13 protein-coding genes are annotated in these 17,357 nt (G+C 44.2%); 6 read left to right on the top strand and 7 right to left on the bottom strand.

Translation table 11 applies throughout. The features are described from left to right. Nucleotides 1-41: 41 nt before the first annotated feature. From EO132_RS05140 to EO132_RS05125, 4 genes are all read right to left on the bottom strand, one after another. Nucleotides 42-1,073, bottom strand: coding sequence for an LLM class flavin-dependent oxidoreductase (locus EO132_RS05140; RefSeq protein ID WP_127136899.1), 1,032 nt, complete (start codon nt 1,071-1,073; stop codon nt 42-44). A gap of 37 nt (nt 1,074-1,110) precedes the next feature. Then, the gene (locus EO132_RS05135) at nt 1,111-1,404 is read right to left on the bottom strand and encodes an ArsR/SmtB family transcription factor (protein WP_235856382.1); all 294 of its coding nucleotides are present in this window, start codon (nt 1,402-1,404) and stop codon (nt 1,111-1,113) included. 159 nt (nt 1,405-1,563) lie between these two features. After that, nucleotides 1,564-2,964 (bottom strand): Gfo/Idh/MocA family protein, encoded by a 1,401-nt coding sequence (locus EO132_RS05130; protein ID WP_127136898.1) that lies wholly within the window; start codon nt 2,962-2,964, stop codon nt 1,564-1,566. A 23-nt stretch (nt 2,965-2,987) separates the two neighbouring features. Then, complete coding sequence (locus EO132_RS05125) at nt 2,988-4,337, bottom strand: TolB family protein (protein WP_127136897.1); 1,350 nt, start codon at nt 4,335-4,337, stop codon at nt 2,988-2,990. Nucleotides 4,338-4,488: 151 nt separating this feature from the next. Between EO132_RS05125 and EO132_RS05120 the strand changes: the two genes are divergently transcribed. After that, a complete protein-coding gene (locus tag EO132_RS05120) occupies nt 4,489-5,214 on the top strand; it encodes an NUDIX hydrolase (protein WP_127136896.1) in 726 nt (241 codons plus the stop codon). Between the two features lie 80 nt (nt 5,215-5,294). On the opposite strand, the gene EO132_RS05115 is transcribed toward EO132_RS05120, so the two are convergent. Both EO132_RS05115 and EO132_RS05110 read right to left on the bottom strand, forming a co-directional pair. Further along, nucleotides 5,295-7,490, bottom strand: a complete 2,196-nt coding sequence (locus EO132_RS05115; protein ID WP_127136895.1) for a PAS domain-containing sensor histidine kinase — start codon at nt 7,488-7,490, stop codon at nt 5,295-5,297. Nucleotides 7,491-7,622: 132 nt separating this feature from the next. Then, nucleotides 7,623-8,324 carry an arylesterase gene (locus EO132_RS05110; RefSeq protein ID WP_127136894.1) on the bottom strand — a complete coding sequence of 234 codons (702 nt, stop codon included), beginning with the start codon at nt 8,322-8,324 and terminating at the stop codon, nt 7,623-7,625. Nucleotides 8,325-8,366: 42 nt separating this feature from the next. Here EO132_RS05110 and EO132_RS05105 point away from each other — a divergent pair, with 42 nt between their 5' ends. Both EO132_RS05105 and EO132_RS05100 read left to right on the top strand, forming a co-directional pair. Further along, the gene (locus EO132_RS05105) at nt 8,367-9,047 is read left to right on the top strand and encodes an ABC transporter ATP-binding protein (RefSeq protein ID WP_127136893.1); all 681 of its coding nucleotides are present in this window, start codon (nt 8,367-8,369) and stop codon (nt 9,045-9,047) included. 1 nt (nt 9,048) lies between these two features. Further along, nucleotides 9,049-11,586 (top strand): ABC transporter permease, encoded by a 2,538-nt coding sequence (locus EO132_RS05100; protein WP_205780316.1) that lies wholly within the window; start codon nt 9,049-9,051, stop codon nt 11,584-11,586. A gap of 35 nt (nt 11,587-11,621) precedes the next feature. On the opposite strand, the gene EO132_RS05095 is transcribed toward EO132_RS05100, so the two are convergent. Beyond that, complete coding sequence (locus EO132_RS05095) at nt 11,622-12,701, bottom strand: formylglycine-generating enzyme family protein (protein ID WP_235856381.1); 1,080 nt, start codon at nt 12,699-12,701, stop codon at nt 11,622-11,624. A 259-nt stretch (nt 12,702-12,960) separates the two neighbouring features. On the opposite strand from EO132_RS05095, the gene EO132_RS05090 reads away from it, so the two are divergent. The 3 genes from EO132_RS05090 (at nt 12,961) to EO132_RS05080 (ending at nt 17,355) form a co-directional block, all read left to right on the top strand. Next, the gene (locus EO132_RS05090; RefSeq protein WP_164732276.1) at nt 12,961-14,412 is read left to right on the top strand and encodes a sulfatase family protein; all 1,452 of its coding nucleotides are present in this window, start codon (nt 12,961-12,963) and stop codon (nt 14,410-14,412) included. 290 nt (nt 14,413-14,702) lie between these two features. Beyond that, nucleotides 14,703-16,157, top strand: a complete 1,455-nt coding sequence (locus tag EO132_RS05085) for an efflux transporter outer membrane subunit (RefSeq protein WP_127136891.1) — start codon at nt 14,703-14,705, stop codon at nt 16,155-16,157. Further along, nucleotides 16,147-17,355 carry an efflux RND transporter periplasmic adaptor subunit gene (locus EO132_RS05080; RefSeq protein ID WP_127136890.1) on the top strand — a complete coding sequence of 403 codons (1,209 nt, stop codon included), beginning with the start codon at nt 16,147-16,149 and terminating at the stop codon, nt 17,353-17,355. The genes EO132_RS05085 and EO132_RS05080 overlap by 11 nt, the downstream gene beginning before the upstream one ends. Nucleotides 17,356-17,357: the final 2 nt, after the last annotated feature.

Raw genomic sequence — 17,357 nt, 5'->3', positions numbered from 1 at the left:
ATCAAATTGCTTTGAGAATATGTTATCACTTTCGTAAGCGTCTAATCCACAGTAGCTATGGCACCTTCATTTATTTCCTTCATTATCACGGCGAACAATGCTGCGGATTTGATTCGTTCATTACTATCGTACATTATTGAAGAAACCATCAGTTCATCAGCCTTGGTCTCTTCCAAAAACTCCATAACTTGCCTTTTCACGGTATCCTTGCTTCCCACGAAGGAATAGCGTGTCATTTGCATGATGGCCGGATGCTGACGCACTTCTTTCAAACTCGTGCCCATATCGGTAGGAGGTTCAATATACTGGCTTGTTGTGCCCGATAGGATGTTGATGACCATACGGAGGCCAGAAGTATATAAACGTTCTGCTTCTTGATCAGTGTCCGCAACGATGGCATTGATTCCCGCGATGACATAGGGCTTCTCCTGTACTTCGGAGGGCTGAAACTGGTCCCTATAGATTTCGAGCGCATTGAACAACTGTGCCGTGGCAAAATGGCTGGCAAAGGCATAGGGCAATCCTTTTTGTGCCGCAAGGCGCGCGCTACTGGTGCTGGAACCCAGAATATAGATGGGCACATCCACCCCCTCGGCCAAGGGAACCCTGACTTTGGAAGAACTATTGTCCTTAGAGAAGTACTGTTGGATTTTTTCAATATCGTTTGGAAAGGAATGAGTAGCCTGAACAAAGCCCGGATTGATGGCATGCGCTGTTGGCTGATCGGTTCCGGGAGCCCTGCCCAGTCCAAGATCAATACGGTCGGGGAACAAATTGGCCAAAGTGCCGAACCGTTCCGCCACGATAAAAGGGGAGTGGTTGGGAAGCATAACCCCACCAGAACCTAATCGCAATGAGGTTGTCGCTTGGGCCACATGTCCTATCAATACATCCGGTGCGCTACTGGTAATGGCGGGCATATTATGGTGCTCCGCAAACCACATGCGTTCATAGCCCAATTTTTCAACTTGTTGGGCGAGGGCGACTGTATTTTGATATACCTGGTTGATACTGCTTCCTTTGGGAAGTACTGCTAGTTCCAGAATGGAGTAAGCAACTGTTTTTGAATCCATATATTTAGATGTATCGATGTATTGTTGAAATAAAAAATCACAGTTTTTTGAGCGCTACCAAGTAGTTTTCCATCACTTCCTTGTTGAGCGAATAAAAATAGAAACGGCCCTCTTTTTGAGGTTCTATCAATTCCGCATCCACCAATTTTTTTATGTGATGACTGACCGATGGCTGCGATAAATTGAGGGAAGCAGTGATGGTACTGCATTCCAATTTATCTTCGCAAGATTGAATGGCCTGAACTATTTTCAAACGATTGACATCGCTCAAGGCCTTGGAAATTTTTTCTACTTGTTTTAGCGTCAAAGCACCAATATTATATTGAAACATGTAAATGTATCAATAAATAGTGTCATGACAATGGGAAAGGGAAGTAAAAAGGATAGAATCTTTTGGGGAGACATAGGACAAGTGATGGCAAAACAATCCGAGATACCATTGAAAATACCCTGATGCCTCCTTACTTTTCCAAAAGATGATGGGGGAATATTAGACCAATTTCATTTTTTTTGGATCCCAGTTCATGATTTTTTTATCAAAATAACTGGTATTGCAAGCAAGCGCCGGTGCTGCTGCCCTAAATCCAAACTCAGCGTCTTCCACCACTTCTTTTCCGCTTCTGATGGCATCAAAAAAGTTGGTAAAGTGATCTAAATGATCACTATAACCTTCCGGTGCTTTATAGATGACATCGCCTTTTGGATGTCTTTTTTGTTGTGCTTCCGACCATTTGGCATTGTAGTCAGCAGCCATTCGTTCCTGCATTTCTTTTGGAAATGTAAATACGGAGTCATATCCGCCAAACCCTGGAGCTTCTGGCATTTTACTGTAACTAACGATGATGTCATTTCTATCTATGGTCAACGTACCTTCGGAGCCAATTAATTGAATGATTTCCTGTCCGCCCGTACCGCTGATGAAGTTGACCCTAAGATTCAATTGAAATGCGGGGTGCTCCTCACTCTTTGGGTACTGCATAACGCCGGACATCACATCGGGCATGTTCCTACCATCATTCCAATAACTGAATTGGCCTGTACTATAAATATTTTCCGGCCCTTTGGAATTGGTGATAAAATGTGTTCCGCTCAACAGATGGATATAGAGGTCGCCAGCGACACCCGTACCGAATTCCTTAAAAGCTCTCCACCAAAAGAATTTTTTGGCATCGAATTCCATTTTGTCAGTAACCTCAATGAAGGTGTCCCAGTCCGTGGTCTCTGCGCTGGCATCATCGGGTATGGTATATTCCCATGCTCCGATGGAACTTTGTCGGTCCCAAGCGGCTTGCACCATGTTAAGGTCGCCAATTTCCCCAGCGGCCAAAAGTTCCTTGGCCTTGGCATAGCCAACGCTGCTTACCCTTTGGCTCCCTACTTGAAATACCTTTCCTGAATTTTCAGCGGCTTTCATCATCGGATAGCCTTCGGCTATTTTGTGCATCATCGGTTTTTCCAGATACACGTGTTTGCCTTTGGCAAGTGCATCCAACGCAATTTGGGAATGCCAGACATCTGTTGTGCAAATAAGTACGGCATCAATATCATCTTTGTCCAAAAGGTCCTTGTAGCTACGGGTCACAAAAAGGTCCTTTCCGAACTCTTCTTGTGCACGAACCAACCTGCCCTTGTAAAGATCGCATATCCCGGCAAGCTCAACGCCTGGAACTTCTAGGGCAGTGCTCAGGTCAAAATGTCCTTGTACACCATAACCGATTACACCTATGCGCACCTTGTCGTTGTTGGAGAAGTTCCTGTCATATCTCAAAATGCGCTCTTCCGCTTTTTCCTGCGCGGCAAAAGAGGCAAAAGGGGTTGCTGCAGATGCCAGTGTGGTGGCCCCTATCTGCCGTAAAAACTTTCTTCTTTTGTTTGAATTGTTATTTTTCATGTACGTTGATTTGTTTTTATGGTTTAGTTGACGGAATAACTCACAAAGGCCAATTTTTTGCTGTCCGGACTCCAAGAAGGAACGTTAATGGTACCTTGCCCACCAAAGAAAACGGGGGTAATATCCTTGATTTCCTTTGTTTCCACATTCATTAGCCTGAGTTTTACCTGCTTACCGAATAAATGGTTTTGTTTTTGGTCAGAGGTGTAGGCAATATACACAATCCATTTACCATCTGGGGATGGATGCGGGAACCAATTGGAGTTTTCATCAAAGGTCAATTGCTCTTGTTTTTTTCCATTGGGGCGCATACGCCAGATCTGCATATGCCCTGATTTGTAGGAGTTGTAATAAATGTATTTTCCATCGGGGGAATAATCGGGACCATCGTCCAAACCTTCAGCTGTGGTCAATCTTTTCTCTTTCCCACCATCTACACTGATGGTATATACATCGAAGTTGCCGTTTCGCTCGGCACAATAAGCCAAACGTTTGCCATCTGGGGACCAACCGTGCCAAAAGGACATGACCTCGGAAGTGACTCTCCTGGGCTTTCCACCCTCAATGGGAAGTACATAAATAGCCGATTTGTAAGCCTTTGGAGATGGGTCGTTCACATCGTTATGGCTAATGGCCAACCATTGGTTATCGGGGGAAATCCCATGGTCGTTATTACTCTGGTCTGCGAAATCGGTATTCAAAAGCTCCAAATCCTTGGTCTCCAGATCCAGCGTGTACAGTTTCCCTTTGCTGTTTACGATCAAGTAGTTGTCGGGATGCCAATTGGGAGCCTCAAAATGGTCGTCAATGGTAAGGACGGTCTCTATTCTTCCCGTCTCAATATCCACGGTCTGAATGTAGCTTGTCGTATCTATTTTATTTTCCGGCGGATGATTATAGAAATGGTTGGACTGTCCCACCAATTTCCAATTACCATCGAATTTTTCCAAAAAACGTACCTCATGGGAGAGTGTCTCTTTACCATCGGTTCCTACCGATACTTCATCATGCGCTACCCAAGCAATATTATTGTCGATGCGCATTTTATGGTTGGAGTGGAAGGCAAACCCTCCTTTTCCGATCATGCTCGAAGGTGGGTTGATAATGGTTTCCGTGGGCACATCAATCGTTTTGCCATCCGCGGTGGAAACTAAGATACGACTGTACGGTTGTTCCTTCCACAATTCCCCATGGGCTTTTTTGTCTCCCATGCGCCAGGTAAGTCCCTCTTTTTCCAATACTTTGATGATGGCAAGCGAATCTTGCTGGGAATATGCGGATATGCTTAGCATAGATCCACATAAGAAAAGGAATGTGTTTTGGAACAGTTTGATACCCAAAACATGTTCCTCAAGTCGATGAAAATTCTTCATGAGTGCGTTGTTTAGTTTTGTGTGCAGGATAAATATACATTTTATTTTCTAAATTAAAGATAATAGAAATGAAATGTTATTTTTATAACATCAAAATGATATACAACTAATGTTAACTTTGTGCTTGGTTGATAGCATCGACAAAAGAATTATGGGTAAGTTTCAAAAAGAGGATTATATCGCACAGCTTTCCATCGATTGTGTGATTTTTGGTTACAAGAACAAAGAGTTGAAGGTTTTGATCTCTAAACTGAGCTACGGGGATAATTTATGGAGCCTTCCCGGGGGATATATTTTACAGACTGAAAGTATAGATGATGCGGCTTCACGTATTTTGAGGGAAAGGACAGGACTTGATAATATCTATTTGGAACAGTTCAAGGCCTTTGGTGGTCCGGATAGGATCATTGGTAGTGAATTCAGGGATTTGGTAAGGTCGGGGCTACGTGAATTCGACCCTGAAAGATTTGATGAGGAGGCCATAAATTGGGTGACCAGCCGTTTCGTTTGTATTGGATACTACGCTTTGGTGGATTTGAACAAAGTAGATCCAAAAATCGGGGAGTTTGAAGAATTTTTGAAATGGGTAAGTATCGAAGAACTCCCCAAAATGACCCATGACCATAATGCAATCGTCACATCGGCCCACAAAGCACTTCGTCAAAACCTGGATGAAAAATTGATTTGGTTCAACCTGCTTCCCGATGAATTTACCATGCGTGAAGTAAAGGAACTATACGAAGCAGTGTATGACAAGGAATTTCCCATGAACAATTTTCAAAAGAAAATCCTTGGGCTCCAAGTTCTGGAACGCCTTGGAAAAAAGTTTACGGGAGCACAGAACAGGGCACCGTATGTGTACCGTTTCAAAAAATAGTTGAAAGTTCCCAATACCTTGAATCGCAAGAGACTTGGGTCAATGTTTGTCGTTAATGTTGGCAATCCCCATCCTTGGTATCACGCTTTTAAAAGAGTTACTTCGAATGTTGTTCCTTGCATGGGTTCACTTTTCACTGTTATTTTTCCTCCCATGGATTCGATTTGGTTTTTGGTAATGAATAGGCCAATACCCCGAGCATCTTTGTTTCTATGGAACGTTTTGTACATTCCGAAGAGTTTTTTGCCATGTCTTTCCAAATCGATACCCAGTCCATTGTCGGTTACTTGTAAAACAATGTTCTTTTCATCATTTTCATGGGCCTTCAGGGTAACCTCGGCTGTTTTCTTATCAGGGTCTCTGTACTTTATGGCATTGGATACCAAGTTGAGGACAATACTTTCCAGATAGGCCAATACACCTTTGACCTCAAAATGTTTGGGGATATCAACAGTGACTTGGGCACCATTTTTTTCGATAAGGGCCTGTACATCCATCAAGACCTTTTGTGCTATGTAGGAAAGATGAATCGGTTTTAGTTTTTTGTCCGTTTCCAGTTTAACCTGGACCACTTCGTTCAAGTGGTTAATAGTCTCATTGAGACCATTGGAGGCCCTGCTCAACATACCCAAACTATCCTTCCGCTCTTCTTCCCCCAAGGTTTCGTCCGTTAAAAAACTGCTGATCATGGTCAGGTTGGCAGCATGGGACCTTAAGTTGTGGGATACAATGTGTGCAAAATTCAACAAGCTGTTGTTTTGGTTGGTGGACAATTCCAACAGCCCCTTCAATTTTCTTTCAGCTTTGATTCTGGGTGAGATATCCACGATCTGTGAAATAAAATGGGATATGTTGCCATCAATGTTTCTGGCTGCCGTAACCGTTAGAAGAACATGAACCATCCCACCATTTTTATTGAAATATCTTTTTTCTATTTGATAAGTACCTATCTTTCCTTGGATAAGTTCCTGCAAAAGCGAAAGGTCTTTTTCGAGGTCATCGGGGTGGGTTAATTCCTGGAAAGTCAGCTTTAAAAGTTCATCTTTGGAATACCCCAAACTTTTACAGAGACTTTGATTTACCTCCGTAAACCTTCCATCCTCACTTACCAAGGCCATTCCGACAGAAGAATTCTCCAAAGTTGCTTGAAGCGATTCCTCACTTTTGATCAATTGCAACTGTGTGGTCTTCAAATCCGTGATATCCTCATTGATGCCGATCATTTTAATCGGATTTCCTTTATGGTCCCGAACAATTGTTGCTTCAGCTTTGATCCAATGGACTTCCCCGTTTGGCCATATCACCCTAAAAATGGTATCAAAATCCTTGGTACCTGAGATGGCATCTTGTACTTCCCTGTTGATATGTTCAATATCATCTGCATGGACACAAGTTTCCCAAGCTTCGTATACACCTTTGAAATCGGTTTCCTTTACGCCATACAGAAGGTACATGTTACTATCCCAAAAAAGTTCATCATTGGGAATATTATATTCCCATATCCCAATACCGGCAGTTTTGGTGGCAACGGACAATCTTTCGCTTACCTTATTGAAACCAAGCTCAATTTGTTTTCTTTTGTTGATATCCTGAAAGGTCCCCACGATTCGGACACATGTGCCATTTACCATTTCCGGTTCTCCAATGGCCCGTACCCAGAGCTCGTTGCCTTTATCGGTAATGATTTCGAGTTCGGTGTCCCATGGCTTTCCTGATTCAATGGCTTGCTGCACCAAACGTGTTATGGTTTCCCTGCTTCGTCCTTCTTTGTAAAAAGAAATTCCCTTTTCCAAGTTAGGGATGAAGTCGTCAGGCACCTCGTGGATTTCTTTTGTTATTTTGGACCAATAAATGGTGTTCTTTATCAAATCCACTTCCCAGCCACCAATCCTTGCAACTTCTTGGGATTTTGCCAGCAGTTCTTCCTCCCTCATTTTGCTTGTTATGTCTTCCAGAATGATTAAAATACTTGGTTCTGACATATCATCCTTATGAACACTGCTTATTTTCCAATCGTACCAATTTGAATCCCCATTGGTCAAAATCAAACGTTTGGTGTCCGAACGATGTCCAACACCTTGCAAGCAATGGTCAATGTCGGATTTTAATACTTCGGGAAGTTCAGGCATTACTTCAAAAAAACATTTACCCTCTATTTCTGCGGTAAGATCAAATTGTTGTAACCATTGTTTTGAAAAATCGACAAAGGATTGTTGCTCATCCAAAACGGCAAAAGGAATGGCCGCATCATGAAAGATAGAGTGGCTTATTGTCATCAGGGGAAGTTTTAAACACTGAAAATATCAAAACCCAATAATCCCCACAATATTGTGATAAAATAAATGCCTTTTTGAAGAAAAAATGGTCTTCGGGTCTATTTATAGGTAAAAGTACTGATTTCTAAGTGTTTAAAGAATAGGCTGTAAAACCTCCCATACGTTTTGGGCGACCAACTTTTGTCCCTCCACTGTGGGATGAATACCGTCGCCTTGATTGAGTTCTGGGATGCCAGCTACGTTTTCCAATAAAAAAGGGATTAATTTGATGTCTTCTGAATCGGCCAATTCAGGAAAGATGCTTTCGAATTTTGAAGTGTACTCAGGTCCCATGTTCGGTGGAATCTTCATACCGGCCAGAATGATCTTTGCCCCGGGCAACTTACTTTGGACCGTATCCACCATACTTTTCAGGTTCTGTTCTGTTTCCGCCAAAGGAACGCCCCGTAGCCCATCGTTGGCACCCAGTTCAATGATGATGATATCGATACCATCTTCCAAAACCCACGCTAGCCTGTTTTTTCCACTTGCCGTTGTCTCGCCGCTCAAACCAGCGTTGATTACGGTATAATCAAGCCCTAGTGAATCTATCCTTTGTTGAATTAGAGCTGGAAAGGCCTGGCTTACTTCAAGTCCGTAGCCGGCAGTTAAACTGTCCCCGAAAAAGAGAATTTTTTTATTGGAATCAGTGGTCTCCGTCGCTTCGGTTTCTTCAATGGTCGATGTCTTTTCCGACTTTTTTTTTGAGGCCTTTTCCCCACAACCAAGAAGTAGCAGCGCCAAAAAATAACAAAACATTAACGGCAATCGGAAGCTTGGGGTTTTCTTGGTCATGATCAATTTTAGTATTTTGAGAGTTTTAACCAAATGCACAATATGTCATCAAAGATATTAAAAGTTCAGCACCTCTCTAAAACCTATCGGAGCGGTGAACATGACCTTACCGTTCTCAACAATGTTTCTTTTGAAGTGGAAAGTGGTGAAAGTTTTGCCATTGTTGGTCCTTCGGGAAGTGGTAAAACCACGCTTTTGGGACTTTGTGCGGGATTGGATACCACGGATGAAGGTGAGATTTGGCTTTGCGGACAAAACTTGTTCGAGTTGGATGAAGATGGCAGGGCACGCTTGAGGAACGAAAACGTGGGATTTGTATTTCAGGACTTTCAATTACTGCCCACTTTGACCGCTTTGGAAAATGTGATTGTTCCCTTGGAACTTCGTGGCGTTAAAAAGGCAACGGCCCATGGCAAGGAACTCCTGGCCAAGGTAGGGCTACAGCATCGGGAAGGGCATTACCCATCCCAATTATCGGGCGGTGAACAACAGCGCGTGGCTTTGGCACGGGCCTTTGCCAACAAACCCTCCATACTTTTTGCAGATGAACCCACGGGAAATTTAGACGATGAAACGGGAACTAAAATAGAGGATTTGCTTTTTGAACTGAACAAAGAACAGGGCACTGCACTGGTTATCGTGACCCACGATTTGGAACTGGCCCGAAAAACGGATAAGAGTATTCGCCTGCGATCGGGCAAAATAGAAGAAACTGTTGGGTAATATGGGGAAGAACAACGCTGGATTTTCTTGGTTGCTAAAAATGGCCTGGCGCGATGGCAAGGCAAGCTACGGTAAACTTTTGTTATTTATATTCTCCATCACATTGGGAGTGGCCGCAGTGGTAAGTGTGCATTCCTTCAGTGGATTGCTCAAGGAAAATATTGCCTCACAGTCCAAAGCACTTTTAGGAGCGGATTATGTTATTGAAAGTGATAAACCCGTCAACGATAGGGTTATGGGCATTATGGACTCGCTGGGTGGAGCGGACGCTCGGGAAATCAATTTCATGTCCATGGCCGCCTTTCCGGGGAACGAAGGCACCAAACTCATGGAGGTCAGGGGGGTGGAAGGGGGATTTCCATTCTATGGCGAATTGGAGACAACTCCTGTTTCCGCAACCCGAGATTTCAGAAAAGGTGGAGCCTTGGTTGATGCCACTACGATGCTCCAACTCAACCTTAAGGTTGGGGATAGTATAAAATTGGGAGCCGTTACCCTCCCCATTGCCGGCGAATTGGAAACGGTTCCTGGGAGCACTTCGGTTTTTGGTGCCATTGCGCCTCCTATTCTGGTTCCTTTTGGATTTATTGAATCGACGGGTCTGGTCCAGACAGGAAGTCGAATCGAATACAAATATTACTTCAAGGCCACGGAAAACGATGACATGGCTCTCTTGGACGAGAAGGTAGACCCTGTTCTTGATGCCGAGGAAGCGGATTTGGATACACATTTGTCCGAAGCCCGCCGTTTGGGTCGACGTTACGAGAACTTTGGAAAGTTTCTCAACCTCGTTGGATTTATCGCCTTGTTATTGGGTTGTGTAGGTATCGCCAGTGGCATGGGTATCTATGTCCAAATGAAGATAAAATCCATTGCCGTACTCAAATGTTTGGGGGCTTCAAAACGGCAGAGTTACCTTATTTTCTTTATCCAAATCGCCTGCATGGGCATTGCGGGGGGACTGCTCGGAACCGCAATCGGTTACGGCCTACAACAACTGTTCCCCATATTATTGGGGGATTTGTTGCCCGTTGATGTCGACATCACCTTGTCCCTGCAAAGTGTGGTTCTCGGAATATCGCTGGGATTGGCCATGTCAGTGTTGTTTGCCCTTTATCCCTTGATGAAAACATTGTACGTATCCCCTTTACAAGCCTTGCGTGTAGTCCAAGAAAAACAGTCCCGTTCCAAATGGGCCACCACGGCCGTTGGTTTGGGCGTCGTTTTGTTTGTGTTCTGTTTTTCATTTTGGCTGTTGGGAGATATTGTCCGTTCCCTATTTTTCGTAGGAGGATTATTGGTTGTTTTTTTGATATTGACAGCAGTGGCCCGATTTTTTATGGCTCTGTTGAAAAAATTCTTCCCGTATTCGTGGAGTTTTATTGCTCGCCAAAGTTTGAAGAATTTGTTCCGTCCCCAAAATCAGACCTTGGTGTTGGTATTGGCCATAGGAATTGGAACGTTTTTGATCAGTACACTGTATTTTACAAAGGATATGCTTTTGGAAAAGGCAGCTATCGAGGACAGTGCCAACAGCGCCAATATGATTTTGATGGATATCCAGAACCAACAAGTGGAAGGTGTCTCCAATACGATTCAAACGGCTGGCTATCCCGTTATCGATAAAATTCCTATCGTCACTATGCGTGTGGAGACGCTTAAAGGAAGACATGTGGAGGATATTAGAAAGGATACCACCTCCCAGGTAGGCAGATGGATATTGAACCACGAGTTTAGGGTAACCTATCGGGATAGTCTCATCAATTCCGAACGTATTTTGGAAGGCGAATGGATACCAACAGTGGATTCTGATTCCGATGTGCCCATTTCCGTAAGTAGCGATTTTGCCGATATGGCCAAAGTCACTGTTGGGGACCCTGTATCCTTTAATGTACAGGGTAGAATTATGAATACGGAGGTGCAAAGTATACGTGAGGTGGACTGGAGTAGGTTACAGCCTAATTTTTCCATTGTTTTTCCATCAGGTGTGCTGGAAAATGCACCACAATTTGGGGTAATGACCACAAGAACATCGGATGATATGGGTTCGGCTCGTCTTCAGCAGCAATTGGTGCGCCGATTTCCAAATGTTTCCATCCTGGACCTCAAACGAATCCTGAGTCTTTTGGAAGAGATTTTGGGAAAAATCGGATGGGTCATCAATTTTATGGCTTTCTTCAGCATATTTGTTGGGGTTGCAGTACTTATGGGCGCTATTTACAGCAGCAAGCACCAACGGGTAAAACAAGGTGCATTGCTTCGGACTTTGGGGGCCCAGGGAGCTCAAATATTAAAAATGATTGCCATTGAATATGCCGTTCTTGGATTTTTAGGGGCTTTTATGGGCGTCTTGCTGGCGGTTTTGGGAAGCACTTTATTGGCTTATATGCTCTTTGAAACGGCATTTACTCCTTCATGGGTACCGTTCTTTATCATTCTACCGGCAATTACCCTCTTGGTCTTCGCACTCGGTGTTGGAAACAGTATAGGAATCGTTAGGAACTCCCCATTGACCGTATTGAAAAAGGAGAAGGAGTAAAAAAAGTTCCTGGATTATGTCGCTGACCAATTGATTTATTGCGATGACACAGTCCGGAATCCTAGATGCTCCATTCCAGAATCTGGACTGGTGGCCATACGTGCTGAAATCCTGTAACTGGCACAATAAGAGGCACTGCACAAAAATGATCCTCCTTTGATAACTTTTTCTTTAGCATATGGATTGCTGGAATTGAAAGGGGTTTTGGCTCCTTTTGGGTTTTGTTCGACCTCCCCGCTTGAAGCCAGTTCTTTGTAATAATTGGTGTTGTACCAATCACTGGTCCATTCCCACACGTTACCTGCCATGTCATATAGGCCAAATTCATTTTTGGGGTATGACATAATAGGTGCCCTTCTTTCAAAACCGTCTTCCATAGTATTTTCCACGGGAAACTCTCCCTCCCACGAATTCGCATATTTACTTAATTGGGAAATGTCATTTCCCCAGAAAAATGTGCTTCCGCTTTTGTTGGCGCGTGCGGCAAATTCCCATTCCGCCTCGGTGGGCAAACGTCGTCCCGCCCATTTACAATAGGCTTGGGCATCTTCATAAGCAATATGCACCACGGGATGGTCCTCCTTGCCCTCTATGTTGCTCCCGGGACCATTTGGATGTTTCCAATCGGCTCCTATTTTCCATTCCCACCATTGGGAATAATCATATAGGTTGGGGACACTCGACTTTGTCTTTTTGAAAATCAACGAACCTGGCTGTAAAATGGAGTCATGGGGTTTTTCCGTACCGGCAGGCAACTGTTTTTTCATTTCCTCCCAATCAATTTCGCGTTCGGCCACGGTCACGTAACCAGTTTCCTCCACGAATTGGGCGAATTGGGCATTGCTGACTTCGTGTATGTCCATAAAAAAACCATCCACATATACCTTATGGGCAGGTTTTTCATGGGCCATGGCCATTTTGTCGTCGGGCACAGCTCCTTGTTCAAATACACCGCCAGGAATCCATACCACTCCTTCAGGGGCTTTCCTTGGGGCTTTTTTGGGTGTTGGAAGTTCTACCGGACCTGACGTTTTATCGGATGCTTCTGGTTGATTTGTTTTGGATTTACAGCTTATCAGCACTATCAGTAAGGAAAAAAGAATTGCAGGTTTCAATATATCGAAGTTATAGGGGATTTATAGCATTTGATTCGTTTAATGGGTGTTAACACACGTCACTTTCATGAAATTAATGACGAAAATAGGCCAATTTATTTTTATTGTTTGATGCGGAAAAGATATGGATTTTAAACGGTATGGCTTAAACCTAGAACAGGTTTTGGGTGTGTTGTTACAAATATCATCCTTCAAGTTACAGCTGACTTTTATATCTTATCAGTGAAAACAGCAGGATATAATCAACTAAATAATTCATATGTTCAATTTTAACCAGTTCAATAAGATTCTTTTCGGCATTATTGGTGCTTTTGCGATACTTGCGTCCTGTAATGGAGAACAGAGAGAATCTGCTGATGCCCAAGAGATGACCTTAAGGGAGAAGCCAAACGTAGTCATCATTTTTGCGGATGACCTAGGGTATGGAGATTTAAGTAGCTACGGACATCCGACTATTCGGACTCCGCATTTGGATCAAATGGCGAGCGAAGGTCAAAAGTGGACCAATTTTTATGTTGGAGCCAGTGTTTGTACCCCGAGTCGTGCTGCCCTATTGACAGGAAGATTGCCTGTAAGGAGTGGTATGGCCAGCAGTAAAGTCCGTGTGCTTTTTCCAGATTCGCACAATGGCTTGCCACAAACCGAGGTCACCATAGCGGAGCAAATGAAAGAAGCGGGCTATGCAACGGCAGCAATAGGAAAATGGCACTTGGGACATAAAGAAGAATATCTTCCGACCAGTCATGGATTCGATTCTTATTTTGGCATCCCTTACAGTAACGATATGGATAATGTGGTACCATTCACATCCATGGGCGGATATATGGAATTCTGGAATTCCGAGAAACGAAAGGATTACAATTCCTTCAATGTGCCTTTGATGAGGGATACGGAAATCGTTGAGCGTCCCGCCAATCAACATACCATTACCAAAAGGTATACCGAAGAGGCGGTAAAATTCATTGAAGAAAAAAAGGATGAGCCCTTCTTCTTATATCTGGCGCATAATCTACCACATGTTCCGCTATTTGCTTCGGAAGATTTTGAAGGAACAAGCCCTAGAGGTATATACGGCGACGTTGTGGAAGAAATCGATCATAGTGTGGGACAAGTAATAAAGTCCTTAAAGGACAATGGTCTTGCGGAGAATACCATTGTTGTGTTCACTTCGGACAATGGCCCTTGGCTGATCATGGACGAAGAGGGGGGAAGTGCCGGATTGCTCAGGGACGGAAAAGGGTCCACTTGGGAAGGTGGAATGCGGGAGCCCTGTATTTTCTGGTCCCCTGGGAGAATCGAACCGGGGCTGATCACCGATATAGGGACCACCATGGACCTGTTCACCACTTTCAGCAAAATGGTGGGCGTCCCCATACCCGATGATAGGGTAGTGGATGGGGTTGATCTGTCGCCGGTCCTTTTTAAAGGAATGAAAAGTGATAGGAACGATATGTTCTATTACAGGGGCGATAGACTTTACGCAGCGCGCGTAGGGGATTACAAGGCCCATTTTATAACACAGGCGGCCTATGGTCCTGAGATCACCGAACATGATCCACCACTGTTGTACAACCTGAGCGTGGATCCATCAGAGAAATATGATGTTGCTTCCAAACATCCCGAGGCCATTGAGGAGATCATGGCCGTGGTAAAGGAGCATAATGAAAAGATGGTAAAAGGCCCAGATCAATTAAAGGATCGAGGGGAATAGGAATCTATCTGGTTTAGTTAATTATTTGATAGAGATTCAAGAGGAAAAGCACGGGCATATCCGTGCTTTTCTGTTATGCTACAGCTCCTTTTTTTTCCAATATGTTCGTTACCAATGGATTTATTGAATCCCTAAGAAATGAAGATCTTGGAAATTTCGCTTGCTGGGGCAAAACCTGTTGTTCAGAGGTCCAGGACGGTTGTTGAAACGGTTTTATTTTATAAATCCACTGAAATTCACGTTATTATATAAGTGTGGATTTATAAAACTGCACCCCATCAAATCAAGGTATGAGAAAGAAAAACAGCGTAAGAGGTAATCTTAAGGTTTACCCCATGCGAAGCCTTTGGATGATATTGCTTCTATCCTCCATTGGATCGCTATTCCTCAACTGTTCCCCCAAATATTCGGATATATCTCCGCCAATTGATGAATTCCAGGAATTTACCATAGCAGGAGATACCATGCTTACCGATAAATGGTGGGAGGTGTTCCAGGACGAAAGTCTGAACAGCTTGATCGACAGTGCCATGCAGTCCAATATGAACTTGGCTGCCACTTGGCAACAGTTCTTGGCCTCGAGGGCTTCCATCAGGTCTCAAGCTTCCAATAAATGGCCATCAATCGAAGCTTCGGCCCAAACAGCAAGAACCCTTCCCGAACCTGACTTCGTGGGTGGTGAGAACACTCAATTGGGTTTTTTATCAAGCTATGAACTCGATTTATGGGGGCGAATCGGTACTGCTGTGAATGCAGAAAAGTTCAGGTCAGAAGCCAGTTTTTTTGATTATGAAACCCTGGCATTGTCACTTTCAGCGGAAATCACAACGAGCTGGTATCAACTACAGGCGGCAAAAAGACAATTACAGATTACCGAAGATCAAATAAAAACCAATGAGGCCATCATCAAACTGATACGTTCACGTTTTGTGGGTGGGCAAATACGTGCAGTGGATATCTTGCGACAGGCTCAACTACTGGAAAGTACAAGGGAGCAAAAAATAATTTTTGAGACGAATGTAGAATTACTGGAAAACCAATTGGCGGTCCTGTTGGGTAAACAACCGCAAGAAGGAATCGCTTTAGATGAGGCTTCAATGCCCACAGTCCCTGAATTGCCGGATACAGGATTGCCCTTGGACTTGGTTAGGCGAAGGCCCGACCTAAAACAATCCTTTGCCCTTTTGTTGGCCGCGGACCGTGATATGGCCTCGGCAGTGCAAAGCAAATACCCACGGATCTCCCTAAGTGGACGGGGACAGCTCCGTTCCAATAATTTCGATAACCTTTTTGACAACTGGGCCTATTCCTTGGCAGGAAACATCTTGGCCCCTCTATTCTATGGGGGACGGCTCAATGCCGAGGTGGATAGGACAACTGCGATCAAACAACAGCGGTTGTATCAATACGGACAGGCCACTTTGGTCGCCTTTAGGGAGGTGGAGGATGCTTTGGTTCAAGATGTAAAACAGACCGAACGTCTCGAGAATATTGGCAGGCAACTGGAACTTGCCGAAAAGAGCAACAAACAATTACGGGTGGAATTTTTGAACGGATTCAGCCCCTATTTGGATGTGCTCTTGGGATTGGACCAAGAGCAACAACTCCGTAGGGATTATGTGGCCGCCCAACTGCAGCATGTACAAATACGAATTGCATTGTACAGGGCATTGGCCGGTGGGTTTGATACGGGAAGAACAATAGAAGATCAAAAAAGTAAATTGGACGAACTCTATGAGCAATAAAAAAATAATATACATCTGTCTGGCCATCTTAATGGGAGGCATATTGGTGACCACCTTGATATTTTCCACTGAACCTGAGGCACAGAGCGAAGGAGCCAGTATAGAGACCGCTATTTTGGTGGATGTTGTCGATGCGGAAAAGGGAACTTTTGCCCCGACCATCGTGGCCACAGGTACCGTACAGCCTGTAGAGGATGTTACGCTGAGTCCCTTGGTTTCGGGCCAGATCATTCGTCGCGACCCGGCATTTACCCCTGGTGGTTTTGTGAAAAAGGGAGAAGTCTTGTTACAGATAGATCCTTCTGACTACAGAAATACCTTGGAGCTCCGGAAGAGCGAATTATTGCAGTCCGAAACAGCTCTGGCCACCGAAATGGGACGCCAACAGATTGCCGAACAAGATTTACAGCTCATCAACAACGATTCCCTTTTCGGAGACAACCCACTTTCTGATAACGAAACGCAATTGGTGCTCCGTCAGCCACAATTAAACGCTGTAAAAGCAACTATAGAAGCGGCAAGGGCTTCCAAGAACCAAGCTCAGTTGAACCTGGAACGTACCACGATACGGGCCCCGTTCGATGCCCATATCCTCAGTCAAAATGTAACCGTGGGCAGTCAGGTGGCACAAGGGGATAATTTGGGCAGAATCGTGGGAACAGATAGCTATTGGGTAACGGCCACTGTGCCCGTTTCCCGTTTACAACATTTGAAATTCCCTGAATCGAACACCGAAAAAGGTTCCATAGTCCATATAGAAAATTCATCTGCATGGCCTTCAGGAGCACAACGTGTCGGATATTTGGACCGACAAATTGGGGCCTTGGACAATCAAACAAGATTGGCAAGGGTATTGGTCCGGGTGGAAGATCCGTTGGCAACCACAGATGAATTGAAAGAAGCTCCCAAATTGATGATAGGGACTTTTGTGGAAGTAAATATTCAAGCAGATTCCATTCCCGATGTGGTTCGGATCAACCGGGATTTGGTCAGGACCAATCAAACGGCGTGGGTCATGAAGGACAATTTATTGGAAATACGGGAATTGGACATCATACTTACCGATAACCAATATGCCTATATACAATCAGGTCTTTCGGATGGTGACAAAATTGTGACCACCAATTTGAGTACGGTAACCAACGGAATAGAACTGCGGACACGTTCCGAAGATGCATCAGAAGAGGAAAATGACTAAAA

Source organism: Flagellimonas oceanensis, assembly GCF_003992595.1.
GTDB classification, from domain to species: Bacteria; Bacteroidota; Bacteroidia; order Flavobacteriales; family Flavobacteriaceae; genus Flagellimonas; species Flagellimonas oceanensis.
This window is presented reverse-complemented; position numbering and strand designations above follow the sequence as displayed.

Excerpts from the sequence above, each read along its gene's own strand:
- EO132_RS05110 (WP_127136894.1), bottom strand. The coding sequence starts at position 8,324 with ATGACCAAGAAAACCCCAAGCTTCCGATTGCCGTTAATGTTTTGTTAT.
- EO132_RS05120 (WP_127136896.1), top strand. The coding sequence starts at position 4,489 with ATGGGTAAGTTTCAAAAAGAGGATTATATCGCACAGCTTTCCATCGAT.
- EO132_RS05125 (WP_127136897.1), bottom strand. The coding sequence starts at position 4,337 with ATGAAGAATTTTCATCGACTTGAGGAACATGTTTTGGGTATCAAACTG.
- EO132_RS05140 (WP_127136899.1), bottom strand. The coding sequence starts at position 1,073 with ATGGATTCAAAAACAGTTGCTTACTCCATTCTGGAACTAGCAGTACTT.
- EO132_RS05130 (WP_127136898.1), bottom strand. The coding sequence starts at position 2,964 with ATGAAAAATAACAATTCAAACAAAAGAAGAAAGTTTTTACGGCAGATA.
- EO132_RS05085 (WP_127136891.1), top strand. The coding sequence starts at position 14,703 with ATGAGAAAGAAAAACAGCGTAAGAGGTAATCTTAAGGTTTACCCCATG.
- EO132_RS05090 (WP_164732276.1), top strand. The coding sequence starts at position 12,961 with ATGTTCAATTTTAACCAGTTCAATAAGATTCTTTTCGGCATTATTGGT.
- EO132_RS05100 (WP_205780316.1), top strand. The coding sequence starts at position 9,049 with ATGGGGAAGAACAACGCTGGATTTTCTTGGTTGCTAAAAATGGCCTGG.
- EO132_RS05135 (WP_235856382.1), bottom strand. The coding sequence starts at position 1,404 with ATGTTTCAATATAATATTGGTGCTTTGACGCTAAAACAAGTAGAAAAA.
- EO132_RS05105 (WP_127136893.1), top strand. The coding sequence starts at position 8,367 with ATGTCATCAAAGATATTAAAAGTTCAGCACCTCTCTAAAACCTATCGG.
- EO132_RS05115 (WP_127136895.1), bottom strand. The coding sequence starts at position 7,490 with ATGACAATAAGCCACTCTATCTTTCATGATGCGGCCATTCCTTTTGCC.
- EO132_RS05080 (WP_127136890.1), top strand. The coding sequence starts at position 16,147 with ATGAGCAATAAAAAAATAATATACATCTGTCTGGCCATCTTAATGGGA.